The organism is Sporolactobacillus mangiferae, assembly GCF_023336505.1.
GTDB lineage: Bacteria > Bacillota > Bacilli > Bacillales > Sporolactobacillaceae > Sporolactobacillus > Sporolactobacillus mangiferae.
This window is the reverse complement of record NZ_JAMAST010000001.1, coordinates 30,289-55,470: the sequence shown is the minus strand read 5'-3', so window position 1 is coordinate 55,470 and position 25,182 is coordinate 30,289. Positions and strand designations below refer to the sequence as shown.

The 25,182-nt window shown below is 42.7% G+C and carries 31 protein-coding genes and 5 tRNA genes; 22 read left to right on the top strand and 14 right to left on the bottom strand.

The genetic code is table 11. The features are described from left to right. Positions 1 to 116: 116 nt before the first annotated feature. Positions 117 to 380, bottom strand: a complete 264-nt coding sequence (locus M3N64_RS00325) for a DUF2624 family protein (protein ID WP_249094535.1) — start codon at positions 378 to 380, stop codon at positions 117 to 119. 306 nt (positions 381 to 686) lie between these two features. Between M3N64_RS00325 and M3N64_RS00320 the strand changes: the two genes are divergently transcribed. The 5 genes from M3N64_RS00320 (at position 687) to M3N64_RS00300 (ending at position 4,593) form a co-directional block, all read left to right on the top strand. After that, a complete protein-coding gene (locus M3N64_RS00320; RefSeq protein ID WP_249094532.1) occupies positions 687 to 1,673 on the top strand; it encodes an ATP-binding protein in 987 nt (328 codons plus the stop codon). A gap of 85 nt (positions 1,674 to 1,758) precedes the next feature. Further along, complete coding sequence (locus tag M3N64_RS14145) at positions 1,759 to 2,112, top strand: hypothetical protein (RefSeq protein ID WP_249094530.1); 354 nt, start codon at positions 1,759 to 1,761, stop codon at positions 2,110 to 2,112. A 122-nt stretch (positions 2,113 to 2,234) separates the two neighbouring features. Continuing rightward, positions 2,235 to 2,813 (top strand): nitroreductase family protein, encoded by a 579-nt coding sequence (locus M3N64_RS00310; RefSeq protein WP_249094526.1) that lies wholly within the window; start codon positions 2,235 to 2,237, stop codon positions 2,811 to 2,813. A 281-nt stretch (positions 2,814 to 3,094) separates the two neighbouring features. Beyond that, positions 3,095 to 4,081, top strand: a complete 987-nt coding sequence (locus M3N64_RS00305; RefSeq protein ID WP_249094524.1) for a glycosyltransferase family 2 protein — start codon at positions 3,095 to 3,097, stop codon at positions 4,079 to 4,081. An 80-nt stretch (positions 4,082 to 4,161) separates the two neighbouring features. Further along, positions 4,162 to 4,593: a hypothetical protein gene (locus tag M3N64_RS00300; protein WP_249094522.1), complete on the top strand. Its 432-nt coding sequence runs from the start codon at positions 4,162 to 4,164 to the stop codon at positions 4,591 to 4,593. Between the two features lie 278 nt (positions 4,594 to 4,871). Here the strand turns inward: M3N64_RS00300 and ispG are convergent, their stop codons facing one another. Together ispG and yqfZ are read right to left on the bottom strand one after the other, a co-directional pair. Further along, positions 4,872 to 5,981 (bottom strand): flavodoxin-dependent (E)-4-hydroxy-3-methylbut-2-enyl-diphosphate synthase, encoded by a 1,110-nt coding sequence (gene ispG, locus M3N64_RS00295; RefSeq protein WP_368389876.1) that lies wholly within the window; start codon positions 5,979 to 5,981, stop codon positions 4,872 to 4,874. A gap of 115 nt (positions 5,982 to 6,096) precedes the next feature. Then, positions 6,097 to 6,435 carry a protein YqfZ gene (gene yqfZ / locus M3N64_RS00290; protein WP_249094519.1) on the bottom strand — a complete coding sequence of 113 codons (339 nt, stop codon included), beginning with the start codon at positions 6,433 to 6,435 and terminating at the stop codon, positions 6,097 to 6,099. Between the two features lie 228 nt (positions 6,436 to 6,663). Between yqfZ and M3N64_RS00285 the strand changes: the two genes are divergently transcribed. The 7 genes from M3N64_RS00285 (at position 6,664) to M3N64_RS00255 (ending at position 10,459) form a co-directional block, all read left to right on the top strand. Further along, entirely contained in the window at positions 6,664 to 7,302 is a 639-nt protein-coding gene (locus tag M3N64_RS00285) for an NfeD family protein (protein WP_249094516.1), read from the top strand. A gap of 333 nt (positions 7,303 to 7,635) precedes the next feature. Further along, positions 7,636 to 7,710: transfer RNA gene (locus M3N64_RS00280), tRNA-Asn, on the top strand. A 1-nt stretch (position 7,711) separates the two neighbouring features. Further along, positions 7,712 to 7,785 (top strand) — tRNA-Met (locus M3N64_RS00275). Between the two features lie 26 nt (positions 7,786 to 7,811). Continuing rightward, positions 7,812 to 7,884 (top strand) — tRNA-His (locus M3N64_RS00270). Positions 7,885 to 7,887: 3 nt separating this feature from the next. Continuing rightward, a tRNA-Ile gene (locus tag M3N64_RS00265) sits at positions 7,888 to 7,964 on the top strand. Positions 7,965 to 7,975: 11 nt separating this feature from the next. Then, positions 7,976 to 8,065, top strand: a tRNA-Ser gene (locus tag M3N64_RS00260). A 321-nt stretch (positions 8,066 to 8,386) separates the two neighbouring features. Further along, positions 8,387 to 10,459, top strand: coding sequence for a peptidoglycan D,D-transpeptidase FtsI family protein (locus M3N64_RS00255; RefSeq protein ID WP_249094513.1), 2,073 nt, complete (start codon positions 8,387 to 8,389; stop codon positions 10,457 to 10,459). Between the two features lie 213 nt (positions 10,460 to 10,672). Here M3N64_RS00255 and M3N64_RS00250 read toward each other — a convergent pair whose 3' ends face one another. Both M3N64_RS00250 and M3N64_RS00245 read right to left on the bottom strand, forming a co-directional pair. Further along, the gene (locus tag M3N64_RS00250) at positions 10,673 to 11,203 is read right to left on the bottom strand and encodes a hypothetical protein (RefSeq protein ID WP_249094511.1); all 531 of its coding nucleotides are present in this window, start codon (positions 11,201 to 11,203) and stop codon (positions 10,673 to 10,675) included. A 5-nt stretch (positions 11,204 to 11,208) separates the two neighbouring features. Beyond that, positions 11,209 to 11,415 (bottom strand): hypothetical protein, encoded by a 207-nt coding sequence (locus tag M3N64_RS00245; protein WP_249094509.1) that lies wholly within the window; start codon positions 11,413 to 11,415, stop codon positions 11,209 to 11,211. Positions 11,416 to 11,690: 275 nt separating this feature from the next. Between M3N64_RS00245 and rpmG the strand changes: the two genes are divergently transcribed. From rpmG to M3N64_RS00230, 3 genes are all read left to right on the top strand, one after another. Next, a complete protein-coding gene (gene rpmG, locus M3N64_RS00240) occupies positions 11,691 to 11,840 on the top strand; it encodes a 50S ribosomal protein L33 (protein ID WP_205005659.1) in 150 nt (49 codons plus the stop codon). Positions 11,841 to 11,961: 121 nt separating this feature from the next. Continuing rightward, entirely contained in the window at positions 11,962 to 12,567 is a 606-nt protein-coding gene (locus M3N64_RS00235; RefSeq protein WP_249094507.1) for a 5-formyltetrahydrofolate cyclo-ligase, read from the top strand. 31 nt (positions 12,568 to 12,598) lie between these two features. Further along, on the top strand, positions 12,599 to 12,757 hold the full coding sequence (locus M3N64_RS00230; protein ID WP_249094495.1) for a hypothetical protein: 159 nt from the start codon (positions 12,599 to 12,601) through the stop codon (positions 12,755 to 12,757). A 17-nt stretch (positions 12,758 to 12,774) separates the two neighbouring features. Here M3N64_RS00230 and M3N64_RS00225 read toward each other — a convergent pair whose 3' ends face one another. After that, positions 12,775 to 13,614 carry a hypothetical protein gene (locus M3N64_RS00225; protein ID WP_249094492.1) on the bottom strand — a complete coding sequence of 280 codons (840 nt, stop codon included), beginning with the start codon at positions 13,612 to 13,614 and terminating at the stop codon, positions 12,775 to 12,777. Positions 13,615 to 13,804: 190 nt separating this feature from the next. Between M3N64_RS00225 and M3N64_RS00220 the strand changes: the two genes are divergently transcribed. Both M3N64_RS00220 and M3N64_RS00215 read left to right on the top strand, forming a co-directional pair. Further along, complete coding sequence (locus tag M3N64_RS00220; protein WP_249094489.1) at positions 13,805 to 14,758, top strand: ROK family glucokinase; 954 nt, start codon at positions 13,805 to 13,807, stop codon at positions 14,756 to 14,758. A gap of 101 nt (positions 14,759 to 14,859) precedes the next feature. Continuing rightward, the gene (locus M3N64_RS00215) at positions 14,860 to 15,591 is read left to right on the top strand and encodes a class I SAM-dependent methyltransferase (RefSeq protein WP_249094473.1); all 732 of its coding nucleotides are present in this window, start codon (positions 14,860 to 14,862) and stop codon (positions 15,589 to 15,591) included. Between the two features lie 91 nt (positions 15,592 to 15,682). On the opposite strand, the gene M3N64_RS00210 is transcribed toward M3N64_RS00215, so the two are convergent. The 6 genes from M3N64_RS00210 to comGC all read right to left on the bottom strand — a co-directional run bounded on the left by M3N64_RS00210 (position 15,683) and on the right by comGC (position 17,945). Then, a complete protein-coding gene (locus tag M3N64_RS00210) occupies positions 15,683 to 15,880 on the bottom strand; it encodes a YqzE family protein (RefSeq protein ID WP_249094471.1) in 198 nt (65 codons plus the stop codon). A 170-nt stretch (positions 15,881 to 16,050) separates the two neighbouring features. Further along, the gene (comGG, locus tag M3N64_RS00205; protein ID WP_249094468.1) at positions 16,051 to 16,437 is read right to left on the bottom strand and encodes a competence type IV pilus minor pilin ComGG; all 387 of its coding nucleotides are present in this window, start codon (positions 16,435 to 16,437) and stop codon (positions 16,051 to 16,053) included. Continuing rightward, positions 16,418 to 16,870: a competence type IV pilus minor pilin ComGF gene (comGF, locus tag M3N64_RS00200; RefSeq protein WP_249094451.1), complete on the bottom strand. Its 453-nt coding sequence runs from the start codon at positions 16,868 to 16,870 to the stop codon at positions 16,418 to 16,420. The genes comGG and comGF overlap by 20 nt, the downstream gene beginning before the upstream one ends. Continuing rightward, entirely contained in the window at positions 16,867 to 17,058 is a 192-nt protein-coding gene (locus M3N64_RS00195) for a hypothetical protein (protein ID WP_249094448.1), read from the bottom strand. Before M3N64_RS00195 ends, comGF begins: the two co-directional genes overlap by 4 nt. 121 nt (positions 17,059 to 17,179) lie before the next feature. Further along, complete coding sequence (gene comGD, locus M3N64_RS00190; protein WP_249094445.1) at positions 17,180 to 17,659, bottom strand: competence type IV pilus minor pilin ComGD; 480 nt, start codon at positions 17,657 to 17,659, stop codon at positions 17,180 to 17,182. Beyond that, positions 17,619 to 17,945, bottom strand: a complete 327-nt coding sequence (gene comGC, locus M3N64_RS00185) for a competence type IV pilus major pilin ComGC (protein ID WP_249094442.1) — start codon at positions 17,943 to 17,945, stop codon at positions 17,619 to 17,621. The genes comGD and comGC overlap by 41 nt, the downstream gene beginning before the upstream one ends. A gap of 536 nt (positions 17,946 to 18,481) precedes the next feature. Here comGC and M3N64_RS00180 point away from each other — a divergent pair. Next, complete coding sequence (locus M3N64_RS00180; protein WP_249094439.1) at positions 18,482 to 19,420, top strand: TIGR01777 family oxidoreductase; 939 nt, start codon at positions 18,482 to 18,484, stop codon at positions 19,418 to 19,420. 273 nt (positions 19,421 to 19,693) lie between these two features. On the opposite strand, the gene M3N64_RS00175 is transcribed toward M3N64_RS00180, so the two are convergent. Beyond that, on the bottom strand, positions 19,694 to 20,533 hold the full coding sequence (locus tag M3N64_RS00175; RefSeq protein ID WP_249094434.1) for an aldo/keto reductase: 840 nt from the start codon (positions 20,531 to 20,533) through the stop codon (positions 19,694 to 19,696). 227 nt (positions 20,534 to 20,760) lie between these two features. Here M3N64_RS00175 and M3N64_RS00170 point away from each other — a divergent pair, with 227 nt between their 5' ends. From M3N64_RS00170 to M3N64_RS00155, 4 genes are all read left to right on the top strand, one after another. After that, positions 20,761 to 22,143 (top strand): L,D-transpeptidase family protein, encoded by a 1,383-nt coding sequence (locus M3N64_RS00170; RefSeq protein WP_438270982.1) that lies wholly within the window; start codon positions 20,761 to 20,763, stop codon positions 22,141 to 22,143. A gap of 172 nt (positions 22,144 to 22,315) precedes the next feature. Then, positions 22,316 to 22,789, top strand: coding sequence for an FMN-binding protein (locus tag M3N64_RS00165; RefSeq protein WP_249094429.1), 474 nt, complete (start codon positions 22,316 to 22,318; stop codon positions 22,787 to 22,789). A 16-nt stretch (positions 22,790 to 22,805) separates the two neighbouring features. Continuing rightward, a complete protein-coding gene (locus M3N64_RS00160) occupies positions 22,806 to 23,792 on the top strand; it encodes an FAD:protein FMN transferase (protein ID WP_249094424.1) in 987 nt (328 codons plus the stop codon). 47 nt (positions 23,793 to 23,839) lie between these two features. Further along, positions 23,840 to 24,604 (top strand): RnfABCDGE type electron transport complex subunit D, encoded by a 765-nt coding sequence (locus tag M3N64_RS00155; RefSeq protein WP_249094409.1) that lies wholly within the window; start codon positions 23,840 to 23,842, stop codon positions 24,602 to 24,604. A 112-nt stretch (positions 24,605 to 24,716) separates the two neighbouring features. Here the strand turns inward: M3N64_RS00155 and M3N64_RS00150 are convergent, their stop codons facing one another. Further along, a complete protein-coding gene (locus tag M3N64_RS00150) occupies positions 24,717 to 25,163 on the bottom strand; it encodes a DUF2231 domain-containing protein (protein WP_249094406.1) in 447 nt (148 codons plus the stop codon). Between the last annotated feature and the right edge of the window lie 19 nt (positions 25,164 to 25,182).

Below are 25,182 nucleotides of genomic sequence, written 5' to 3'. Positions count from 1 at the left end.
ATTCGGATGTGAGAATGGGCGCTCATTCTGCGTTCACTAAATCAGCAAATTGTTCAGCAGACAGAGCAATGTTAAAGATCAGCAATTTTCACAAATGATCTGGCTGGCATCCTGATTTATAAAGACTTTGCCAGTTGTTCAAACTGCTTTTCCAAGCTGGCAGCAAGTTCTGGTCCAACCTCTTCATCCAGTATCTTGCGCAGTTTTTTCTTCCCTTCAGGATGAAAGGGGTTAATGTTTTTGTTGTGCACGCGTTTAACGATCTGTTCAATCTGGGACTTTGTCACCTTAATTCCGTAGTGTCCGGCATATTGATACAATTCATTTACGGTGATGCTGTTTATTTTTTGAATCACGATTTGTTCGATAAAAGAGTTCAAAGTGCCCACTCCTATCCGTTAAAAATGGCATACAACGGTAATGTATGATTTTGAGCACGTATTGATGCCACTTTTTTATGGTTGATTTTTCTGAAAAATGTCGGAACTTGTCTAACAATAATTGCCAATAAAACTGTCACATTATTTTCGTTTAAAGTATAATTAATGACAATAAGAGCGATTAGAAGAGACAACAGATCTGCACCATACATCCGCTGGGGAGCAGAAAGAAGGTGCAGCAAGCTGGCGCAGCCAAATAGTGATTAATTGGGGAATGGTGAAAAAGTTGTTACTATTGCAGAGGGAGTGATAACCATTATTTACCGTGAATCCTATCTTCCTGTTTCGGAGAAAGACCCAGGCGAGCAACTATCAATAGAGATGCGCTTCTGCATGGAGCCGGACGGGCATATATTGGCTTACAACAAGAAAGGACAGGCTCTTGTTGACCGTTTTGGTTCGCATTTTCTGCATTTTTTTCCTGAGGACGTTGCCTCTGACGCAAAAGATTATCTGAATACAATTTTGGAAAGCGACGATATAGTGTCGACTTTACTTATCGATAAATTAAGCGAGAAAGATCTTGGAACATTTTACAATGGGTTTTTGAAAAATGGAAAAATTTTTTTAGTTGGCTATCGAACGAAAATGTTTACACGCTTCGCAGGTGAATTTGTTCACGAATTAAGAAATCCGCTGACTGTGATCAAAGGTTTTCTTCAGCTATGCAGTTATACAAAGGAATATGATAAATTTCAGCCAGTTATTTTGTCCGAAGTCGATCGGATGTATTCCATTTTGGATAATTTTCTTTCGATGTCACTGAGAAAAAATTCATTTCGTCAAATGAACCCTGATAAACTGTGCAAGAAGCTTGTCTCTGTATTGTCGGCAGAATGTTTAGTCAATAAAGTGGCCTTTGATTATGATATCGCTTACTCAGAAAACCTGTGCCGTGTTGATCTGAATAAAATGAAGCAAGTCATGATTAACTTGCTTCGCAATGCCCTTGAGGCTCTTGAAGGGAAAGCTGCGGAGAAAAAAATTATTTTTCGCGGCAGTGTTGAGGATTATGGTTATCGTTTTTCATTAATTGACAATGGCAAAGGAATGAAAACCGAAGTTCTTGAGAAGCTCGGCCAGCCATTGTATACAACAAAGCGGAATGGAACAGGGATTGGTCTGTCACTGTGTAAAAAAATTATTGCTGATCATCGTGGTACGTTTTGTGTCAGCAGCGTCCCGGGAAATGGAACAACGGTCAGTTTTTTCCTTCCGTTTATTTTACCGTAATTGGTGTTTCCATAATATGCATCTGTGAAAATGATCATTCTGAGTCACACTATAGCTGATCCTAAAAAGAAAGCGAGGGGTCATTGTGACTGATAAGGATCATTTTCATGACAAGGACTCTATATATGATAAGCAAAACGCTTATCATAATGAAGAGTACGCCAGAGAGCTCGCTGCCGATCAATACAATTCGGAAGTGAACGGAGACCGTGATGAAGCTGATCATCGGCGTGTCGTTGAAGGTGGAGGGGGCCTCGGCTGGCTCGCGTTAATCTTGTCAGTGATTGGTTTGTTCTTCATGCCAATTGTTCTGGGCATTGCTGGTATTATTATCGGTTACATTGCGCTCAGACAAGGTGCACGCACATTGGGAGGCTGGGCTATCGGCATTGGATGCTTAGCGGTGCTGATTCAGCTGCTCTCACCTTTATTTTGGTAAAACAAAAGAGCCCTTACTTCGGTAAGGACTTTTTTGCTTGAGCTTATTTCTATGAAATTGTCTGTGATACATGTTACACTTGGTACGACAGGTTAGGATCTTTTTATAAAGGACTGAGTGCAATGGATACAATTGAAGCAATCAAAACGAGAAGATCAATTCGTAAAGTTTCTGACCAGGAACCGCCTAAGAAGCTGATCGAACAAATTTTAGACGCAGCGAGGCGCGCACCAAATCATAAGAACACGGAACCGTGGCATTTCACCATTCTAACTGGTGAAGGAAGAAATAAGCTTGGTGAAGTATACGGAAAAGTGAACCAGCGGAATCTGGGAAGTGCAGATCAGGCGACTCTCGATGCTGCTTATGAAAAGGGACTCGCCAGTGCGAAACGTGCCCCTGTTGTTATTGTTGTTACTGTGGAACCAAGTGACAATCCGAATATCGTTGAAATTGAAGAATTTGAAGCTACAGCGAGTGCGGTTGAAAATCTGCTGCTGGCTGCACATGCGCTTGGACTGGGTGCCATGTGGCGAACCGGTGCAGCTGCTTATACGGAAGAAGCAAAAAGACAATTTGGCGTATCCGAAAAAGGAAGTGTCGTTGGCTTTGTTTATGTTGGGTATCCGGTTGAAGGTGTTGATCCGAAAGTTCCGGAACGCAAACCCGTCTCGGAAATCACAACATGGGTGGAAGCTTAAATCCATTTACTGATATGACGAAAAAGGATTCATTTTTTCTGCCACTGCTAATCGTTTCCTGTTATTTCAGGTGTAATTTTTATTAATAGAGTCATGTTAAAAGGACCGGCGCATTTCCGCTGGTCTTTTTTGCACCTGGAAAGGCAGATGTGCGGCTCTGCGATTAACGGCATTTCATCAATAAATTCATTCATTTGCCTATTTCAACTGTCATAAATTTTCTGCCCCGGCCATAAATATGAGCTTGTACACTCATTCAGAAAAAGGAAAGGGATTGATTTATGGCCGATACCCAAGTGGTTACTTATGATGATGCAGTTCACAATCGTCTGTTTAACACGGGTTCTTTCTCGTCAAGAATTGTTGTTATGATTCCAGCACATAACGAAGAGGACTCAATTGCTGATGTGCTTAAAAGTTTACATGAGCAGTCGCTTCCAAAAGGAATTGAGATGGATATTTTTATCGCGCTTGATCACTGTACAGATAATACAGAAAAGGCAATCAGAACATGCAACAAACAGTATAAGATGCCAGTCTATCTCCTCCATACACTGAATAACCAGCAGCGAAAAGTAGGCGCACTGAATCAGCTTTATCAGCTTTTTTGGGGCAACCCTAATGATCCTGACCATAAAGAAGTCGGAAGGCAGCAACAAAGTTACACGCGCAGTATTGTTGCTTTTGTCGGTATCGATGCAGACGTTTATCTTGACAAAGAGTGTATTCGCACGCTGTGGACTGAACTCAGCCATAATCATAAAATCGGCGCTGTCTCAGCCAATTATACTTGTCTGATGCCAGAAAGTGCGCGGCATATACTTCGAAACGATCCGGATCGCGAACGATTGATCCGTAAAGGAAAATACGGAAATGCCCTGAATCGCTGGTGGGTGGCGCAGCAGAATCGAGAGTTCGCACAATGGACCATGAAACAGAAGTACAGCAGCTATTTTGCGGAAATCGCCGGCGGTCAATGCAGTATTTTTCGACCAGAAGCGGCCAGAGAAGTACGTGAGCACTATAAGCTGAATGGGCTTTACGATGATAAATCGGATACTGAAGATTTACTCCTAACACAGTATATCCGTGCCTGCGGCTGGGTGTGTATCATCAGTAAGAAAGCAAGATGTTATGTAGACAGTATGAAGACGCTGCACACATACAGCAGTCAAAGAAATAAATGGGTATCCGGTACGACTGACTTAAGACGAAATATTCTAGAAGATTATGGATTCAGGAATGCGGACTTTTTATCAATTTTCTGATCCGGCTGCTTTTTGTTATCTTAGTATGCACTGCGTTACTCACTGACCAGTTTTACTGGAATTGGATCTGGGTCACCCCGGTGGTTGCTGCGTCTCTGCTTAATCTAGTGCTTACTTTGAAAACACCGAACAGCCGATTTATTGATGTTGTACTGGCGACTTTGCTCATCAGTCCCGAAATTTATTTATGGATTACAATCAGTATCCATATCAAGGTCTGGCTGTCGAAAATCAGGATTACCAAGCAGGACGGATGGGCGAATCAATATCGTGCGGAAACAGGACAAACCCGTTCACATGTACTGCTTTATGCAGTTGCGCTGCTTGCCTTTGCCGTCGCTGTTGCCTATCTTATTAAATTAAACTTCGGAACACTGAGCAATCCTGCGGTTCAGCGGGCACTGAATCCGTATCTGACCCAAGGATTCGTTATGTTAACTGTTTTGACTATTTTTGAATTTATGGTGATGCTGAATCAACTGTGGAAACTTCGCGGCCCTTATAAAGCTTAAAAAGAACGCTATTAAGCATGGTCAGTGCGTTTTTGTGAGGTTTTGTTAAAAATTGGCTGATGGCTTGCCATTGCTTCATTTCATTGTGCCTGCCTGAAGCGGGCACACGGCGGGTATCCTCAGATATGCAGGAATCTGCGGGGCTACGCTGTCACGCAGGTCGAAAAAAGCAAATTGAGTTTAAACATAGCTTTTTATGTACTGTTATGCTGAAAAAAGCAGCGCCCTGAAATGCCTCAAGGCATTTCAGGGCGCTGCTCATTTAAAGAACGGCCGTTTTAACTGTTGACCTTTTCCTGTTCAGCTTTTTTCTTAGCAAAGTATTCTTCTGCCAACTTGTCAATTTCAATTTTCAATTCTTCAACCATGCGGTCTTCCGGTACTTTGCGAATAACTTCACCATGCCGGAACAGGAGACCTTCACCGCGTCCCCCGGCAATACCGATGTCTGCTTCACGTGCTTCACCAGGACCGTTGACTGCGCAGCCAAGCACGGATACTTTAATCGGCACGTTAATTTTTGAAATATATTGTTCAACCTCATTAGCAATTTTAATCAGATCGATTTGGATTCTTCCGCATGTCGGGCAGGAGATCAATGTCGCTGCGTTAGTCAGGCCAAATGTTTTTAATAGCTCACGGCACACTTTAATTTCTTCAACCGGGTCAGCGGAGAGCGAGATGCGGATTGTGTTTCCAATTCCCTTATTTAACAGAATACCGAGCCCTGCCGCGCTTTTGATACTGCCTGAGAAGAGTGTACCAGATTCTGTAATGCCTAAATGGAGCGGATAATCAAAAGTTCTGGCAGCCTTTTCATAGGCCTCGATTGCCAAATGGATGTTTGAAGCTTTTAAAGAGACAATGATGTCATGAAAGTCAAGATCTTCGAGAATCTTAATATGATGCAATGCACTTTCAACCATTCCGTCAGCAGTCGGATAGCCGTATTTATCAAGAATATGTTTTTCAAGTGAGCCTGCGTTGACGCCGATGCGAATCGGAATATGTTTTGCTTTTGCAGCCCGGACAACGGCTTCAACATTCTCCTGCCTGCCAATATTGCCCGGATTAATTCTGATTTTATCAGCGCCGCCTTCAATGGCCTTAAGCGCCAGTTTATAGTTAAAGTGAATGTCGACCACGAGCGGAATGTGAATTTGTTTTTTTATTTCCGGGATTGCCAGTGCGTCTTCCATGGTTGGGCAGGCAACGCGTACCATCTGACATCCGGCATCTTCAAGCCGGTGAATCTGCGAGACTGTAGCTGCCACATCTCTTGTTTTTGTTGTGGTCATACTTTGTATGATCACTTCGTTCGATCCGCCTATCGTCAAATCGCCGACTCTGACTTTCCTCGTTTTTGCACGGTGCGTCATTTCAGACACGAGCGACTCGCTCCTTTATTAAAGATGAATGATTTGTGAATCTTGCAGTAAGGTCAGTATACCACGAAACCGCTTGTTTTGCCTGAATAAGTGATCAGGAACTTATTGAGTTTTATCACCTGCGATCAGAAGCGGCTGAATCGTAACGGGGGAAAGCGTAGGTTTCACCGATCCTGAGATGGTTTGGATCAACATTGGGATTCAAGAGAGAGAAATCTTTCAGCGTCTTTTCTATTGAAATCTGAGTACTGTTGATGCGTTCAGTGACTGAGAGTAAAGTGTCCCCCGGCTTCACCGTTACGCGTTGATATGGGACAGCTGCTGATTCACTGGACGCTGGCGTCGTTTGACGTGATAATTCCGCATGCCCAGCCGGCAGAGAGCCTGAAGTTAAATCTGCATAACTTGTCCAGCAGGCAACAATGAAGAGAATTGTGAAAAACCTTTTTTTCATCGCTGATGGACTCCTTCCACACGATTTTTCCAGAAAAGATGCTCTCTACATCTATATGCGATACTACGAGAATATATGCCTGATTTTTAAAAGATACATCACAAATTTCAAACATAACTTTTCCAGAATCCCTGTGTATGGTTTAATGAAAAGAGAGGCTTAAGGCTAACGATTGTACCGCTTATTTATTAGAGAACGCATTTGAGCATAATAGAGAGGGGAATACCAATGGCATTACTTTCTTATCCGGCCGGGGGATTCGCAGTCATTTTGCTCGCCTCCTGTTTTTTATTCGCTGAATTGCTTGTTAAAGCGAAGGGTGTACTTTTTCTGACAGGAAGCGGATTGTTTATTTATTATTTTATGTATTTTCTTACAGAGCAGGCTTCGTCATGGATCTTCCTGCTTCTTGTCGGGGGATTGCTGCTGATTATCATTGATGGTAAACTGCTGACCACAGGAATTATCGGTATACTTGGCTTCGCACTTATGGTGCTCGGTTGCGCATTACCGACACCTTCGCTGCTTTATGGACTGATGGTTGGCATTGCGTTTATCATTGGTTCATGTATGTCGCTTTTATTTCGGAAATTATTGCCGCAGCGCGATTATCTGGCGAAGCTTATGCTCCATGATAAATTGTCGAGCGATAAAGGTTACAATGCGATGAATAGCGATTACCATACTTTAATCGGCAAGGAAGGAAAGACAGTAACGCCTTTTCATCCGGTTGGTACAGTTAAAATTGACGGCAAGCATTACAGTGCGATCACAGATGGCCTGTTTCTGGGAAAAGATGTTACGGTCAGAGTGATCTCGGTTGACGGGACACGGATTTTTATTGATTCTATTGAAGAAAAACAGTAAGTTGTATCTGCGGACGAAGGTGCACACGCACCCCTCATTCAAACCGATAATCTCGCTGCAAGAGTTCAGTTGAGTCAATAAATTGATTGAAGCATTTGAGAAGACCATAGTGAAGAATGATTTTGTTTTCTTTACTATAGGGCTATTTGCGACCGTAGATTCTGAAAAAATAGGCGCAAACACTAAGGTAAAGACTAAAAATCAAAAAGGTTATTGTAATATCTATCCATATATGCTATATTATTTCTTGTCGTTAAGAACAGGATGTTGTTTGGAAATTTATGTTGACAGGCTTTATTACCTGTGATAAATTAGTTCTTGTTCTGATTTTGTTCCACAGTAGCTCAGTGGTAGAGCAATCGGCTGTTAACCGATCGGTCGTAGGTTCGAACCCTACCTGTGGAGCCATGGCGGTGTAGCTCAGCTGGCTAGAGCGTACGGTTCATACCCGTGAGGTCGAGGGTTCGATCCCCCCCGCCGCTATTTTTTTATAATTTCACTAACCAATGGCGGTTATGGTGAAGTGGTTAACACACCGGATTGTGGTTCCGGCATGCGTGGGTTCGATCCCCACTAACCGCCCGTGGACCCTTAGCTCAATTGGTTAGAGCTGACGGCTCATAACCGTCCGGTTGTAGGTTCGAGTCCTACAGGGTCCACCACTTATTATGATGGAGGAATACCCAAGTTTGGCTGAAGGGATCGGTCTTGAAAACCGACAGGGGCTTCACGGCTCGCGGGGGTTCGAATCCCTCTTCCTCCGCTTGTACATAATTTGTACTACTTTCCAAACACTCGGAAGTCGCTATTCTAAAGCACTTTCGGGTGTTTTATTTTTTCCTGATTCAGGATGATCTGCAGGAACTTATATCGATTCGATTTTTTCACCTATTGCTTTTTGACAGAATATAGAGGCGCACTTAAAATTGAGAGAGGGGAAAAACTGTGAAAAACGTTAAAGTTTAATGACATCCTCTCGCCTTACTGTTCTTAAATCGAATATAATCGACGAATAGAATAGATGCGTAAACAGTTGATTGAAGTCTGACGTACGTAAAAACGGCACAGTTCAGGAGGAGTAAAATTGGCTCAGGAAATGATGCAGAATAATAAAGAAAAGAAAAATAAATTACCGTTGAGGCTGAACATACTCTTTCTGGTTGTCTTTATCGCTTTTTCCGGGCTGATCTTACGGCTGGGCTATTTGCAGATTGTTAAGGGTGAGGATTACAAAAACGCACTCAATGCCAATCAGCATCAAAGTGCACGTATTGAATCAGCACGAGGAAAAATCGTTGACACAAACGGCGTGACCCTTGCGGACAACAAGGCTGAGCTTGCGATTGTTTATATTCGCAACGCAGGAATCAGCGCTCAGGAGAGTTTGAAGCTTGCACAGAAGCTCTCCAACTATTTAACGATGGACAAAAAGGCGATTGATCGTATTTCAACGCGGGATAAGCGGGAATACTATGTGTTAACGAAATTTAAATCACTCCAAAAAGCCTATGATCAATATCTGACTAAAAAGGAACAGACAGCATACGAAAAGAAGCAAAGTGCCGCGTATAAGCTGCTGCTCTCTAGAATTCCAAAATCAAAATTAACCGGCTACTCGGCAAAAGATGTTCAGATTATGGCGATTCAGCATGAGTTCAACCAGGCTTCCAATCTCAGCCCCTATATTATCAAAAGAGGATTGAACGTTGATGATCAAGAATACATCAATGTTGTCGATCATCTGAACGACTTTAACGGGTCAATACAGACCGCCAATGTTTCATCAAGAGAGTATATTAAGGAAAAGCCGTTTTATGTCGGGAAAATGGGGCAGATTCCCGAAGACAAAATTAACGGGTACCTGGCTCAGGGATACAGTCGGAACGCTGAGGTCGGCGTCAGCTATCTTGAAGAACAGTACGAGAACTACTTGCGCGGTGTCCCGATGACATTGACCTATAAAACCAAGAAGGGTCTCCCGGTTGGGAATCCAACGGTTACAGATGGAAAACGTGGCGATGATTTGCAGCTGACTATTGATATACGGTTGCAAAAAAAACTTGACCAAGTTTTGGAGCAGAAAATTCTGTCCGCGCGTTCAATGGCCGGAAACGGACAGAACAACAGTGCTTATGCGGTTATGATGAATCCGAAAACCGGTGCCATTCTGGCTATTGGCGGTAAAAAATATGTGAACGGTAAATTTCAGAATGTCGCAAGTGATGCGATTACTTCACAGTTTGAAATGGGTTCTGCCGTGAAGGGTGCGACTGAACTGGTTGGCTTTCAGCACAATGCTGTCCCCTCCCAATTTCATGATATGCCGATTAATTATCGAAATTCAAAAAAATATTTTAAGTCTTGGGAAGTCAGCGGGCTGGGCACTTTGACACCTGAGACAGCTCTGCAATTTTCATCAAACGTATTTATGGCTAAAATCGTTTCAAATATGTCTGGAATTACATTGACCCCTGCGGGTGGCAAGTATATAGCCAGAACACCTTTCGTTACAAATCCACGGTTTGTCAAGGCAATCAACGATTTAAGAAATGGTTACAGTCAGTTTGGGCTCGGCGTAAGGACAGGTATTGATTTACCAACTGAAGGTACCGGGTATAACGGCGGTATGCCCAATGAATCTGGGGTTATTCACCAATACGCGATCGGCCAGTTTGATACGTATACACCACTTCAAATGGTGCAATATATATCAACCATTGCAAATGACGGAAAACGAATTCAGCCGCACCTTCTTGATTCAGTTCATGAGCCGGGAACGGACGGATCTAAATTAGGAAAGACTGTTTATCAGTTCGAACCGCAGGTGTTGAATACGATCGGTAATAACAAACATGATTTAGAGCGAGTGCAACATGGTCTGTATCTAGTCACTCACGGGGCGAGAGGAACAGGCAGCGTTTTTTACACGCAGGGGCAGAAGTATAAAGTTGCAGCTAAAACAGGCACGGCACAGGTTAATGCAAATGATTTAAGCTTATACAACGAAACTTTTGTATCCTATGCGCCATATGATGATCCTCAAGTGGCAATCGCAGTTGTTGTGCCGAAAGTTCGAAAGGGACATCAGAATCAGGAAATTGCTTTAGAAATGTATAAATATTATGATCAGCTGTACCATTATACAAGCAAGAATTGAAAAGAGCGCAGCTTTTATGAAACCAGCGGACGTCTATGAACAGTTCGCTGGTTTTTTTGCGCGAGAAAAGAGTGCATGATGAATCAATCAATGGCTCATTAAAGAACAATTGTCCGGTTTTGCTGGTTGTAAGGTGTATGGTTTTAAAGATTGTCATATAAGTGCAAATAAAAAAACAGGCTGGAATCTTCAGCCCGTTTTTTATGAACGTGATTAATTGCTGTGATTTTTTGTAATCACCTGAGCAAGTTTTGGAATCGACATATCGCTTGAAACGTTAAAGCTGCCAAGCTGCACGTATTTTTCAAGCTTATTTTTGTGTAAATAGGAATCAAAGTCCTGTTTTTGATCTGACTTGAGAATTTTTGCACGAACCAGTTCGTTCGAAATATCTCCAGGTGTCATGCCGCTTTTAATCTGCAGCTTGTACTTGGTTGTCTTGGCTTCATCGGATTTGCTGTCTGACTTTTTGCTGCTGTCTGATTTCTTGTCATCTTTTGCAGCCTGTTCCGTTGCTTTCTTTGTACTGCTCAGCCACTGGTTATAGGCATCAAGATCAACTGCTTTCTGGTGATGGCTGGCAAGATATTGAGTAACGGTTGCTTCGGTCAGCGGCTTCTGCTTTACGACATTTTTTTCAGGCTTCTGATCGCCCTGATTGAAAATCAGGTAGTAAAAAAAGGCGAAAACAGCACAGCTCAGCAGGATACCGGCGGCGAAACCGCGAATTTCATTTTTTGTCAATGCTTTCACCCTTTAGAATGATCTTGGTTCCCGAGCATAATTTCTTCTTCGAGCACACGGATTTTTTTCTTTACTTTGTATAGTTCTTGCATCATGGTTATTGAATTTTCCTCAAGCTGACCTTCTACCTGCTTGATGCTGTCCTGCTTTGAATACGAAAAAGCAAGTGCAATCAGTCCAACAATCATGAGTATCAAGATGACTAACCCCAAATCATTACCCCCCTCACCATTGTCTGAGACATATGCAGCGTAAAGACTGCATGACAATCACCATATTTATTTATAACATATCTCCATAGGCAGCGAAAGAATTACGGAGAAAAAGAAAGAAGATTGTAAAATAAATAGTAAAAATTGGGGATATTGTGGGGATTAATGGCATCATTTTTAAAAGTGGTTAATTAAAGGTTGAAGTGCAGACTCTTTTTTGCTAAGATTAAGTGTATGTTTGAAGAGCTGAATATTCGTGCAATGGAGGGATAAATATGCGTGTTAAGGTTATTTTGGAAAATACAGAGACCGGCGATCGTGATTACATCACGACGAAAAACAAACAAAAGAATCCGGAACGTCTTGAACTGAAGAAATACAGCCCGAAGCTGAGAAGATACGTGACTTATCGCGAAACAAAATAAGCCAGCCCGGACGCAGGAGCCGCAAAAAACCTTTGAGGGGTATTTTGCGGCTTTTGTCTGTATATTGTCTCGTTGTCTGGGCAAGTAACTATTCATCAAATTTTCAAATGTGGAGGACAGAATGAACCAGAAAAAATTGAACATACGCAACCGCATACTCCAACAGTTGGAAAGAATCGATGAATCTGTATTTACAGAGCAATGCAAAAGAATCAGAGATCGCTTATTTGCAACAAAGATCTGGCAATCGGCGGATACAGTCGGCATTACAATATCCATCGGCCGTGAAATCGAGACCATGGCAGTGATTACGAAAGCCTGGACTGAATCCAAACGCGTGTGTGTCCCTAAATGCAATCATAAAATGCATACGCTTGCATTTTATGAGCTACAGACATTCAGCGAACTTGAATCTGGCTTTTATGGGTTGATGGAACCTGATCCTGAAAAAACAAAGCTCGTTGAGCCTCCGTCCATTGACTTGCTACTGGTTCCCGGTGTTGCCTTTGATCCTCAAGGCTACAGAATCGGCTACGGTGGTGGTTATTATGACCGTCTGCTGAACAGCTATGAAGGCGGGACTGCTTCTTTGCTGCTTGAAAGACAGCTTATTGATGAATTACCGATTGAGCCGCACGACAAGCCTGTTGATTGGATGATTACGGAATCAAGATGTCTGAGCGCGAAAGCATCAGAGAATGAAAACATGGTCCATAAGCCACACTAAGTGCAGCAGACTTGAGAGTGAGGTGCTTATTGTGGCAAGAAGAAACGCATGTATTTCAGCAATTTTATGGGCAATCACTGCGCTGTTTTTAATGAATCGTCGCCGCGTCATTATAGAATGCGCTGCATTGCTGGCAGCGAATGTGTTTCTGTTTCGCTGGATGCGTGCAAATGACGAAACGGATGGTTAGCACCTTTATCTTGCTATTCATGTGAAGTTTTGTTTCAACATAATTAAGTGGTGATCACTGGATTCAATAATAACCAGCATGTGATCGTCCGCGATTAATAAGAGCGGCACGGTGCTTCCAAGGGGAGATTCACTTTGTCCTTCAGTAAGCTGAATGCCGCGTATAAAATTTTTATAAAGCCCCTCCCATAGCTGACCGACGATTCGTTCCACTGTTTTTTCATTAAAAAATGGAAAAATGCGTGTCTTTGATTCGTCGGTTAACATATCTAAAGAGACAATTCGGTAATGATCAGGAGAAAAATGATAGTGCGCGGCCGCTCTTCCAAGCAATTGTTTTCGTTCCAGATCAATTTGTCGGGTATGGCTGCTGAGCTGATTTGCTTCATCCGGTGTTTTCGGATGACGGAATGCATGACGCCCACTGGCTGAGACGATCAGATAGTCCTGTGACAGCCGTTCTTTACCGTAGATGTCACTATTGATATGCAATTCGGCCTGATGAACAGTCAGCGCGTTATAGAAACCTGATCTTATGCGCGCATCTCTAGCAGAAATCAGCTGATTCGTGTTTCTTTGCCAATGATTTAAAATGGCGATGAGTCTGTTGTTACGATACAATAGCGAAAAATTTTGTATCAGCTGGTTAGTTTCGATGGTCTGAGACTGAACGGATAAATGGAGCAGCTGTTCATCGGTCATAATGCTCAGATGTGTATCGGACTTAGTAAAGCGTATACGCGGATTATCTGGAAAATACGTGATTGCCGCCCGATCTGACAGCAGAAAAGGGAGCATCAATGTAAATAAGGCGACCGCAATGATAAGCAATGAGATGAACAGATTTTTTCGATACATCGCGCGCTAACCTCCGGACAAGTATCTTCACTCCAATTTATTCAAAATTTATGCCAATCATGCAGGGATATCATTAAAAACTGTGTGTTTTGTCTGCATCGATAAAAAAGTGATGAACGAACATTGCCAAAATGCTAATTTTGAGAGAAAATATAGGGGTGAACTTATTTGGACAGGCGGTGATCGTCAGATGATTAATATTGGTGTCGATTTAGGCGGTACAACAATTAAAATGGCCCTAATCAATGAAGAGGGCAAGATGATCGATAAATGGGTGATTGCGACAAATACCATTGATAATGGAAAGCATATTGCTTCAGAGATCAGCAAAAGCATTTTAAAAAAAATCAGGCAGTTTGGCCTGGAAACTTCATCTGTTCATGGAGTCGGGGTTGGTGCACCGGGATTTATAAACTTGGATACCGGTTTTATTTATCAGGCTGTGAATATCGGATGGAAAGATTATCCGTTTAAAGCGGAGCTTGAGCAATTGCTTGGACTTCCGGTTATTGTGGATAACGATGCCAATATGGCTGCTTTAGGCGAAATGTGGCTTGGAGCAGGACAGGGGACAAGGAACCTGATCTGTGTCACCCTCGGAACGGGAGTCGGTGCCGGAATTATCTGCGATGGCAAAATTCTTCACGGGGTCAGTGGCATGGCGGGTGAAATCGGCCACATTACGGTAATACCTCGTGATGGGGCTGCTTGTAATTGTGGGAAAACCGGTTGCCTTGAGACGGTTTCATCGGCAACAGGAATTCGCCGAATGGCTTTGGACGCACTTGATTATATCGATTCTGAAAGCATTTTGCGGACGATGTTTGAAACGAAGGGAGACATTACGGCGGAGGATGTGTTCGACTGTGCGGAAAGGCAGGATCCGCTCTCCTCAACGGTAACTGAAAAAGCAGCATACTATCTTGGTTACGCACTCGGCGCACTGGCAGTGACGGTGAATCCTGAAAAAATTGTGATCGGCGGCGGCGTGTCACATGCTGGAGATGCATTGGTCAAACCATTGAAGAAATATTTCCGGCATTTTTCACTGCCGAAAATTGCTGATTCTTGCAGCATTGATCTTGCAAAATTGGGAAATGATGCCGGTGTTTTCGGTGCCGCATGGCTTTGCATGCAAAAGTAAGCCCGATTTCTTTTAAGGGAATGTATTTTGCAAGGCGGAACGCACAGTTACGGTGACTGTTCATAAAATAGGGTGAACAATTGCTGAAGGATGTGCGCAGAGTGAAGAATCGTAAATATATTGACTTCCTTGCTAAGCTGGCGGTTGATCATGCGCATCCGGGAGGAATCGGACTGACCGAAACGCTTGTCAGCCGTCTATTGATTCAAAGCGGGTGCAGAGTGCTCGATGTTGGCTGTGGCACGGGTGGAACAGCGGTGTATCTGTCTGAAAAGGCTGGTGCAAGGGTAACGGGAGTGGATTTGCATCCGGTGATGGTTGAACAGGCAAAAAAACGTGCAAGTGCCAGTTCGGTTTCACCAAGGATTCTTCAGGGATCTGCAGAAAAACTGCCTTTTACAAGCGAATCATTTGACTGCATTCTGTCAGAATCTGTGACCGCATTCACGAATGTAAAACGTTCACTGCCGGAGTATTATCGCGTACTGATACCCGGAGGTCAACTGGCAGCTATTGAAATGACGCTTAATTATCCGCTTGATGTGCAGAATAAACAAGCGATTAAAACCGTTTACGGGGTGGACGATGTCCGCACGGAGGAAGAATGGATAACTGCCTGGAAAGATGCCGGTTTTTCCGGAATCCGTTCATTTCGGGCAAATGAATTTCAAAATCATTCAAAAGATTCAATGCCAACTTATCATTTGACGACTAAGATCGATGATGAGGCAATTGAGATGTGGCTGAAACATATGCAGACGATGGCGCAATATAAAGATGTATTAAGCTATCGCATTTTTATAATGAAAAAACCTGTATCAGCAAAAAAATAACCTGAAGGATACGAAACATCCCTTCAGGCTTTTTTTTATACGATGGCATTGGGCACTTTTTGAGATGTGAGCTGCCGGTGAAGTCAAATTTCTAATGTTTTTTCAGTTTGGACCTGATAGATGCGACATAGTTTTCAATGGCATCAGGAATCTGTCCGAACAATTGATTGCGCAAAGGGGGACGTTGTGCTTTTTGCTCCATACGTGCTTTTTTCCTTTCCTCGCGGGGTGTCTCCATGTAACGAACAAATTGCTCGGTTAAAAAACGAACGTATTCATCAGATTTCATAAAAGATGCTCCTTACTGGATATTCTGCAAACAGTTAAGAAAACAGAAGATATCATCAGTCAGGTTAACCAGATTAAGGAGGATTGATACTCAAAAACAAATGATCTTGAAACCGAAGATGCCATTGTTCCAGTCTGTCATCAATCAGCATACAGTCAATGAACGGGCAACTATTTGATACGTTCCAACCAATTCGTCATTTTTTTACTTTCTTTAGAAAAGGTCACTTTGTCGACTTCGTTACTTTCACGTGCTGAGATGGTTAAGGTAACAATAAGCGAATCGGTTGATTCCTCGACATGATAGCTTACCGTTCCCTGGCGATAATTGAAGCTTCCTTCCTGATTCAGTATGTCTTGATTGATTTTTCGTTGAAGATCAATAAGCGCACATTCACGCAATTGCTGAAAGGTAAATTGTAAAGAGGCATAGTGATAATACTTCCGATCACTGTTCAGCTGAATAATGCTGTGCAAGATAAAGGCGAGCAGCAGGACGGAAAGGATCACACTGAGCGGTAAAATAAATCCGTTCTGATTACGGAGACGATTGTTCATAGGCAGCACCTTGTAGATAAAGCATATCACTCCAAAAGTATTGATGATTGGATTGATCCGTGATTTGAATGGAGATCCATTTGTCAGTGACATGAAATTGGGCGTCGCTTACTTTTTGCAGCACAATTTCATAGCCCTGTCCGTTCACTTGCCGAATCACGCGTCCGGGGGAAACCCAGGCATAACGGATCTGCTCCTCTGTCCGGCTAAGCATCAGACTTTGTCGATCATTTGAACTGGATACCGAAGAGGATCGATGAATTTCTGCCGAAGTTTGCACGAAAAATGTCTGTATCTCTTTTTGATTGCTCCGTTGCGGCTGAACGAACTTTGAAAGCGGCTGGACGACTGATAAAAAGAGACCAACTAAAATCAGAAATGCGGACAGGGCAAGAAGCATGGATAGAAGTGTGAATCCGCTTTGACTATTCATTTCTTAGCTTCTCCCGAAATTTTGAATACACGGCCGGAATAAGTCCATGAAATATTAAGATAAGCTGATGTCTCACTTTTTTCAACCCACTCCAACTGATAATCTGCAGCCATTTTTGGTGTGAAAGTAATATTTTTACCGCTTTTCCACGTAAGTAATTGGGAACGAAGCAAACGGATGGCTTCCATTTTCTGGCGGATCACCTGCTGCTCATGATGTGTGTGAATTAAGATGGGCAATACAGTGATCATTACCAGTACAAACAGTGAAAGTGCTGCAAGTGCCTCGGTAAGAAAGATACCGCGCTCATCAGGACATTTTTGTATAATAAAACCTCCCTTGACCCAAAAGTAAAACAAATCGATATTTTATCGTGCCTAATGAAATGATGTACGATTGTACTGTTGAAAAATGACCGAGCTGGTTGATGGTGATCGCATTTTCTCCCGATGTACTGTAGATCTGAATGCGTGCATTAAATGTTTTGCGTGTTGTCTGATTGTTGATCGATACATAATAAAAATGCTCCTGATTATTAAACACAATTCTGGCAACGTCACACCCTGTTATCGCTTCCATCTGTGTATCATGAACTGTTTCATAAAGTTCGTTTACAAAATTCCTGAGTGTCATTTCGTCAGTTAGATGAGAGAAACCGCGGAAAGAGATGGGAACGATGATACAGGCGATCAATACAACGATCAAGACCTCAATCAGAGTGAATCCGTTCTGGCTGTTACAATATTTTTTATGGGGCACGGACTTCACCGGTTGTATTGTCGTAGACAAGTGGTTTGCCGTCAGAAGTTTCCGTACTGTTCACATAGTCGGGTTTTAGCGCTTCCAGGGTTTCAGGAAGGGCACCATCATGATCCATCTGATAGGCGGCGATCTGGCTCTGTACCAGTTTGACTGTAGCCTCTGTACTTTTATCCATAACGACGTCATTGGATTTCGTCATATTAGGAACGGCGATCAGAAGCAGTATTGAAATAATGAAAAGAACGATGGTCATTTCGATCAGAGTGAATGCACGTTCAGAAGTGAAAATCAGTTTGTGAAAGGTTTTAAACATGCGAGGAACTCCTTTGTGGTGATGTGAATTTGAAGACAGGCATATAAAAGACAGGTACTGAGAAGTAAATCAGGATGCAAAGAAGGGAAAAAGGGGGCAAACGGTATGAAAAAAATAATCACCTCCTCGGGAATGGAACATAAAAGAAAAGCGTAAATTATTAATTCGACAAGATTGGATCTGATTCCTTTCCATATAATAAAAAATTTTGTGATAAGATTCAAAATTATCGCCAATCTGTTTTTCTGCCGACCGCCAAACAGAAAATAAGGATTCATACGAAACATGACCTCGGTATTCGATTCTAACAGGCAGGATGGGAGTACGGGTGTTCTCTCTGACATAAGTTGGCAAGTAGTCTGCAATTTTTTATGGGTTGTCCCTCAACACATACATCACCGTTGCGGGCAGAGAGAGTTGATTTTAAAAATGAAAAGAGTACTCTTCTTTAGTAGGAAATCAATTGTTAACTGGCAGAATGATGCACCGATCTTCGTCGTACGTGAGACGATTATTGTGGGAGGGGGCAGGAACATATGAAGAAAAATATTGTCATCGCGGGCGGCAGTGGCTTTATTGGACAAGCGTTGATCCGTTCATTTCATCGGCACGGTCATCATCTCTATATTTTGACGAGACAAGCTTCCGAACATTTTACCCCCTGTGAAAATATCCATTATATTCAATGGATGAAGAAAGAAGCGGGTGATTTATTCGCTAAGCTTCCTGAATCTATTGACTGTATGATCAACTTATCAGGGGCATCCATCAATAGCGGACGATGGACGCGTAAAAGAAAGCAACTTTTACTGCACAGTCGCCTGCAAAGCACGGACACGTTGATTCGTTTTATCGAGCAAGTAAAAACAAAACCGTGCCTGCTGATTAGTGCGTCGGCAGTTGGTATTTACGGCACATCCAATACGGACACCTTCATTGAGACATCAAGTCACGGTAATGACGACTTTCTCAGTTATCTCGCCTCTGTGTGGGAAAAATCAGCTCTTAAAGCAGAGCAATTTGGGGTGCGCACGGTTTGTGCACGATTCGGCATCGTTCTTGGTCAAAAAGGCGGCGCGCTGCCTCTTCTCAATCTGCCTTATCGGCTTTTTATTGGTGGTAAAATCGCATCGGGAAATCAATGGCTGTCATGGATCCACATCGAAGATCTTGTCCAGCTTATCTTATTCATTATCGATAATCAAGAAATAAGAGGACCCGTCAACTTTACATCGCCGAATCCAGTGACCATGGAGAAATTCGGCAGGATACAGGCAAAGGTATTAAAACGACCGTACTGGCTGAACATTCCGGGACGATTAGTCAGGCTTGCGCTTGGGGAAAGGAGCCTTATGGCGATTAAAGGACAGCGTGTTCTCCCCCAAAAGGCACTGGACGCCGGTTTTCGGTTCCGATTTAACGATCTTGAAGAAGCACTGCTTGATTTATTGACCAAGCGATCCATCGAAAAATGAATTTATTGATCATCAAATGACCACGGCGTTGATGTAACGATGATTGATGGAGAAATAAACAGCTGACAAAATGAAGAACATACGTTCCTGATATTCGTGTTTTTTTGAATGCAAGGGATGAATAAAGGAGCTGTCTCAGAAAAAGCATGCTGTTTCATCTTTGATGCTTAGATATTGTATGGTTTGCTAGTTGCTTACTGGGCAAAATCGTATACTTTTTTCTCTTGTAAAAAAACCGGTCAGACATGTGTCCAGCCGGCCTTTTTCAGATCATCAAAACTCTTCATAACGTGCGGGGTCTTGATCGTGTGTGCGACCATCTGGCTTGCTCAGCGCATTGATTGTTTGCATTTCTTCAGCACTGAGCGTGAAATCAAATAGTGAAAGATTGTCAAGCTGACGTTTTGGCGATGAGGACTTTGGCAGCGGGAGTGCACCAAGCTGAATATGCCAGCGCAAAATAATCTGTGGAATTGATTTATCGTGGGCATCAGCAATTTTTCGGATCGCCGGATCTTGAAGCAATGTGTTTGCGCGTCCGAGCGGACTCCACGATTCGGTCACAATCCCATGTTCGTTATCATAAGCACGCTGTTCTTCCTGTGAAAAATAAGGATGCAGCTCCACCTGGTTAATACTTGGCACAACACCGGTCTCTTTAATGATGCGGTCCAGGTGCCCAGGAAGAAAATTGGAAACACCAATTGAACGAATAAGACCCCATCTCTTTGCATCAATTAATGCTTGCCAGGCTTCAACGTAGAGATCTTTGCTCGGGTTCGGCCAATGAATTAAATAGAGGTCAAAATAGTCCAGACCTGCTCGAAAAAGCGATTCCTGAATGGTCACAAGTGCTTCCTTATATTGATGATGACGTCCGGGAAGCTTGGAGGTAATGATAAGTTCTTCGCGCGGCACTGAACTGCGGCGAACCGCTGCGCCCAGTGCCCCTTCATTTTCATAATTAAACGCTGAATCAAGTAAACGGTACCCGGTGTCAATGGCACTCAGCAGAGTATTAATGCCAGATGCACCATTTAATTTATAGGTCCCAAAACCAATTGCCGGAAGTACCAATCCATCATTTAATGTGATTTGCGGAATAGTGGTCATGAATCTTCTCCTCCTTCGTCCATTTTTAGTTTAGCATGCTCATTTTCCATCGTCTAACAAATGAATCGGGCAATCAATCGATCATCAAAAGGTCAGAAATTTCTCTATTAATAAATTCTTGTTAAAAACTAGAAACTCATTTATCTTATAGATAATGAATTTTTATGAATTTCATTCATATTATGGAACGTTGCATGATAAACTGATTGTTTTTGAGGTGAGCCATCATTCGTAAACGTTATGTAATCATTGGCAGCTGCGTGCTTGCTCTTGCTGTGCTGGTTTTTGGAGTGATCAGTTACATTCAGGCCAATCGGTTTAATGCTCATATCACCATTAACGGAGTGAATGTGGGCCATTTAACCCCTGAGCAGGCGTTGGCTAAATTATCCGGACAAACTTTGAAAAACGATGTCTATATTGGAAAGAAACGGGTGGTCAACGGGAAAAATTTAAAGTCTGAATTTGGTTCTGAAGACCTGCCTGCAGTTAAACGTATTTTTCAGAAACAGCGAACATGGCTGCCGTCATCAACCAGGCAGACCTATACGCTCAATCCGAGAAGTGAAGGCAGTTATCGGTCGCAAACATTAAAGAAGCTGTTGGAAAACGAGTTAAATCGCCTGAATAAACACTTGAAAGCGCCAAAAGATGCCTATGCGTATCTGGAAAATGGCAAAATCGGCGTGTCGAAAAGTGAGCCAGGGAAAAAATATGATATTAAAAAGATGATGCATGCCTATGATCAGCAGGAGTACAACAGTGAAATACATCTGGATGAGTCCCTGCTTGTTCCAATTAAAGCTGACAGTAAAACAGTAAAGCATGAGATATCAGCACTCAAGTCTCTGATGACCCGTACAATCAATTATAAAGTTCAGGACAAGACATATGCTTTAAAAGCCGATGAACTGATCAAGAAGGCAACTGCTTCTTCTGATCAGAAAATTCGTATTGACTCAAATGAGTTAAAAGCAAGAATCTCCGAGATCAACAAGAATCAGTCAACACTCAATAAGAAATTCTCTTTTAGGACCCACACAGGGAAGGTCATATCCGTGCAAGGACAGTCATACGGATGGGCGCTGAATGTCAGCAAGGAAACAGAACGTATTGAGAAGGCCTTTGAGCAAGGGAAAACGGATATAAAGGCCTACAACGTATACGGCGTCGGTTACAGCACGTATGGAATTGGTTACCATAATACGACAAATCACGGGATTGGCAATACCTATGCAGAAGTGTCAATTTCTGAACAGAAAATCTGGATTTATAAAAATGGAAAACTGGTTGTTTCAACACATGTCGTTACCGGACGGCATGATACGAATGAAGATACACCGAAAGGTCTCTGGTACATTATGTATAAGGAGTCGCCCTCTACTCTCGAAGGCAGCGAGGCAGGCAACCCTAATTATTCGGTGAAAGTCAATTACTGGGCTCCGTTTACAATGAGCGGTTGCGGTTTCCATGATGCCAAGTGGAGAAAAAACTGGAAAAAAACTGCGTATCTGACGCATGGTTCTGGGGGGTGCGTGAACACACCACCAGGAATTATGAAGCAGGTTTATGACAATTTGGATCAGAATGAACCCGTTATTATTTACTGATCTGACAAAGTGATCATTAGAAAAGCGTCCATCTATTTGATGGGCGTTTTTCAGTTGATTTTCAGTTTTGCGATGTAGGGTAAGTAAATGGAATGTTTTTAAAAAATATTTTAACAGATTCGCAACATCTACTGTAACGGTACATGAATTTCCGTCAAAAAAGGAGGATATTATGAGCAGACCTAGTTCTAAATGGGTTGCTTTATGCACAGCAGCGATTGGAATTACCTACGCTGCAGGCTATGTAGTCACTGACCAACAAAATTCATTGGCATCAAACGCAAGTGTGACTGGTACGCATGCACAGGAATCGCTTGCAAAAAAACATCAGAATACGCAAAAGGATGGCCAGGCAGATCATCGCTCAAATTCAGCAAATACAAAGTATAAGGACGGTACTTATTCCGGGGAAGGCATGAATCGAATCGGTTCTGTCGCGGTCAGTGTGACTATAAAGAACGGGAAAATAACACGTGTCCAAATCACTGATTGCACAACCTCATATCCCAAATCAAAAATTGAGCAACTTCCAGCTCAAGTGATTGCCCGTCAAAGTTCGAACGTTGATCATGTGTCTGGCGCAACTGAGAGTACCAACGACTTTATCGCTGCAGTGACAAACGCATTATCTCAGGCGCAGAGCTAAGAGGAGGCTTCAATTCGTGGAATTTGAACGACGATTTATCGGCATGGACACACTGATTACAATTAAAGTGGTTTCCGATAAACCCCCCGAGCAGATTGATGCGATCATTAACCAATCCGTCGAAAATTTCTACTATGTTGAGCATGTGTGCAGCCGTTTTGAATCAGACAGTGAACTCATGCGTCTTTGCAGGCATACTAGAGAACCGGTTCCGGTTTCACCACTTTTGTATCATGCGGTATCGTTTGCCTTGGAGGTTGCAAAGGAGTCTGATGGTGCTTTTGATCCAACGATCGGAAGAGCGATGGAACTGCGGGGATTTAATCGTAATTACTTACACGGACAAAGCATTTCCTCGTCCTTTGCCGATAGTGCAGATGTCGATTACCATGATATTGAATTGATAGGTGATCGTTATATCTACCTGAAACGGGCACTTGTGATTGATCTTAATGCGGTAGTAAAAGGGATGGCGGTTGATCTGACCGCGAATGCAATGAAACAGGCGGGATTGGCGAATTTTCTAATCAATGCCGGTGGTGATATTTACGTAAGTGGAAACAACGATCAAAAGGAACCGTGGAGAATAGGAATTCGCGACCCTTTTCATCGAGAACAATGCGTAGGCATTGTTTGTATGAGACAAGGCGCAATTTGTACATCAGGGAATTATGAACGGCGTATGCACCCGAATTCAGAAGAAAGTCACTTGTTCAAACCCAATACACACCAATCACCGCGCGGGCTATCAAGCTGTACTGTCGTGGCGCCGTTTGCTATGCTTGCGGATGCGTTTTCAACTACCGCCTATGTATTGGGACTGGAACGTGGCATGAATAAGATGGAGGAGCTAGGTTTTGATTGCCTAATGATTACGCATACTGCGAATCAATTTTTCACACAAAAATTTAAGGAGAACTTGTTATGGAACGTATTGATCGACCGATCCTTCGAGAAAAAAGTATTTCGTCAGAACGCCCTGCTGAACATAGAAAAGTGTTAAGGAAAAGATCTTCTTTGCAAAAATTTCTAAAGTCCCCAAAGGGGGCCGTGGTAATCTTTTTGGTTATTCTTACCTTAGTCGGTGCTTCTTACGCAGGAGGAGTCTCAGGTATCAAAAATGGATTGTTGGCAATCATTACCGGGATTCTGTTTGACTATTTAGTCATGTATTTAATGAACCGTCCATGGCATTTTCCAGATGGTGCGTTGATAACCGGAATCATCGTTGGCGGCATACTCAGCCCCGCAACCCCATGGTTCTACGTTATGATGACAACAATCATTGCTTTACTTTCAAAACATCTACTGAAGGACAAAAGGAGGCCGCTGCTTAATCCGGCAGCGGTCGGTTTATTTATCAGTGCGATATTATTTTCAACTGGAGAGAGCTGGTGGATCGGTTTATCGATGATTCCATCATGGTGTGCCATAATCATGATTTTATTTGGCATGTTTATTGCCAGTCGGATCAACAAACTGCCACTCGTTTTTGCTTTTCTGGCAACATATATGATTTTTTTTCTTATTGCGGGAATTCTTAACAGTGCAGGTGCAGGAGATGTGCTGCGAACGCCCTATATCAATGCCGCCTTGTTTCTCTCTTTTTTTATGCTGACTGATCCGCCCACGTCACCAGCAAAGTATCGAGAGCAGATTTTGTTCGGCTGTATCGTTTCAATGGTCAGCTGCGCCGCTTTTCTACTCGTGAGCAGATTAACGTATCTGTTCATCGGGTTGTTTATTTCCAATTTGCTTAAACTCGCTGCTTCAAAAATGAATCGTGCGCCCATCCATGGTGCAGCACGGCGGTGATCTGAATTTGAATAACGAAAAAGCTGCCTCGTCATAGTTACTCATTGGCGAGACAGCTTTTTCCGAGTTATATAAAAGTTATCCATTAATTGAGCTGCAGGTTATGGGGATGTTACTGAGGCAATAACGGCAGCAATTCAGCATGTTTCTGAACATAAACCATCTGCCCGCCATAATGACCGGTAAGCGCCAGCATGATCGACCCTAAAATACAAAAAATCGGTATCAATACTGCGAAAATCTTTTTTGGAACAATAAAATAAAGCAGCCTTAAGACAATGGCGATGCTGAATAAAAGAAGTGTCGCTGCTGCATAAAATTGGTGGGTTTCAACGAGCGAGCGGTAAGCATTGCCCCAATGTTCACGTGCGAAGCGTTCAGCCCCGTCTCCGGTAAGAAACGCGGCAATTCCGGAAAGTAAGCCTAGTGAAAGTAGCAGCAGTGCTGTTTTGTCAAAAAAATCTCGTTTCCATAAAGAAAGAATCTGAAGAATAGAACCCAATAACAGAAGAGCGATGGGAAAATGAACAATCAGAGGATGGAGCGGTATTTCGAACAATTCAATCATCTCCTTTAAG

What these genes read in the sequence shown, in the direction of transcription:
- M3N64_RS00310 (WP_249094526.1), top strand. Translation starts at nt 2,235, where the DNA reads ATGGATACAATTGAAGCAATCAAAACGAGAAGATCAATTCGTAAAGTT.
- M3N64_RS00305 (WP_249094524.1), top strand. Translation starts at nt 3,095, where the DNA reads ATGGCCGATACCCAAGTGGTTACTTATGATGATGCAGTTCACAATCGT.
- yqfZ (WP_249094519.1), bottom strand. Translation starts at nt 6,435, where the DNA reads ATGAAAAAAAGGTTTTTCACAATTCTCTTCATTGTTGCCTGCTGGACA.
- M3N64_RS00285 (WP_249094516.1), top strand. Translation starts at nt 6,664, where the DNA reads ATGGCATTACTTTCTTATCCGGCCGGGGGATTCGCAGTCATTTTGCTC.
- rpmG (WP_205005659.1), top strand. Translation starts at nt 11,691, where the DNA reads ATGCGTGTTAAGGTTATTTTGGAAAATACAGAGACCGGCGATCGTGAT.
- M3N64_RS00235 (WP_249094507.1), top strand. Translation starts at nt 11,962, where the DNA reads ATGAACCAGAAAAAATTGAACATACGCAACCGCATACTCCAACAGTTG.
- M3N64_RS00225 (WP_249094492.1), bottom strand. Translation starts at nt 13,614, where the DNA reads ATGTATCGAAAAAATCTGTTCATCTCATTGCTTATCATTGCGGTCGCC.
- M3N64_RS00220 (WP_249094489.1), top strand. Translation starts at nt 13,805, where the DNA reads ATGATTAATATTGGTGTCGATTTAGGCGGTACAACAATTAAAATGGCC.
- M3N64_RS00210 (WP_249094471.1), bottom strand. Translation starts at nt 15,880, where the DNA reads ATGAAATCTGATGAATACGTTCGTTTTTTAACCGAGCAATTTGTTCGT.
- comGG (WP_249094468.1), bottom strand. Translation starts at nt 16,437, where the DNA reads ATGAACAATCGTCTCCGTAATCAGAACGGATTTATTTTACCGCTCAGT.
- comGF (WP_249094451.1), bottom strand. Translation starts at nt 16,870, where the DNA reads ATGAATAGTCAAAGCGGATTCACACTTCTATCCATGCTTCTTGCCCTG.
- M3N64_RS00195 (WP_249094448.1), bottom strand. Translation starts at nt 17,058, where the DNA reads ATGGAAGCCATCCGTTTGCTTCGTTCCCAATTACTTACGTGGAAAAGC.
- comGC (WP_249094442.1), bottom strand. Translation starts at nt 17,945, where the DNA reads ATGTTTAAAACCTTTCACAAACTGATTTTCACTTCTGAACGTGCATTC.
- M3N64_RS00180 (WP_249094439.1), top strand. Translation starts at nt 18,482, where the DNA reads ATGAAGAAAAATATTGTCATCGCGGGCGGCAGTGGCTTTATTGGACAA.
- M3N64_RS00175 (WP_249094434.1), bottom strand. Translation starts at nt 20,533, where the DNA reads ATGACCACTATTCCGCAAATCACATTAAATGATGGATTGGTACTTCCG.
- M3N64_RS00165 (WP_249094429.1), top strand. Translation starts at nt 22,316, where the DNA reads ATGAGCAGACCTAGTTCTAAATGGGTTGCTTTATGCACAGCAGCGATT.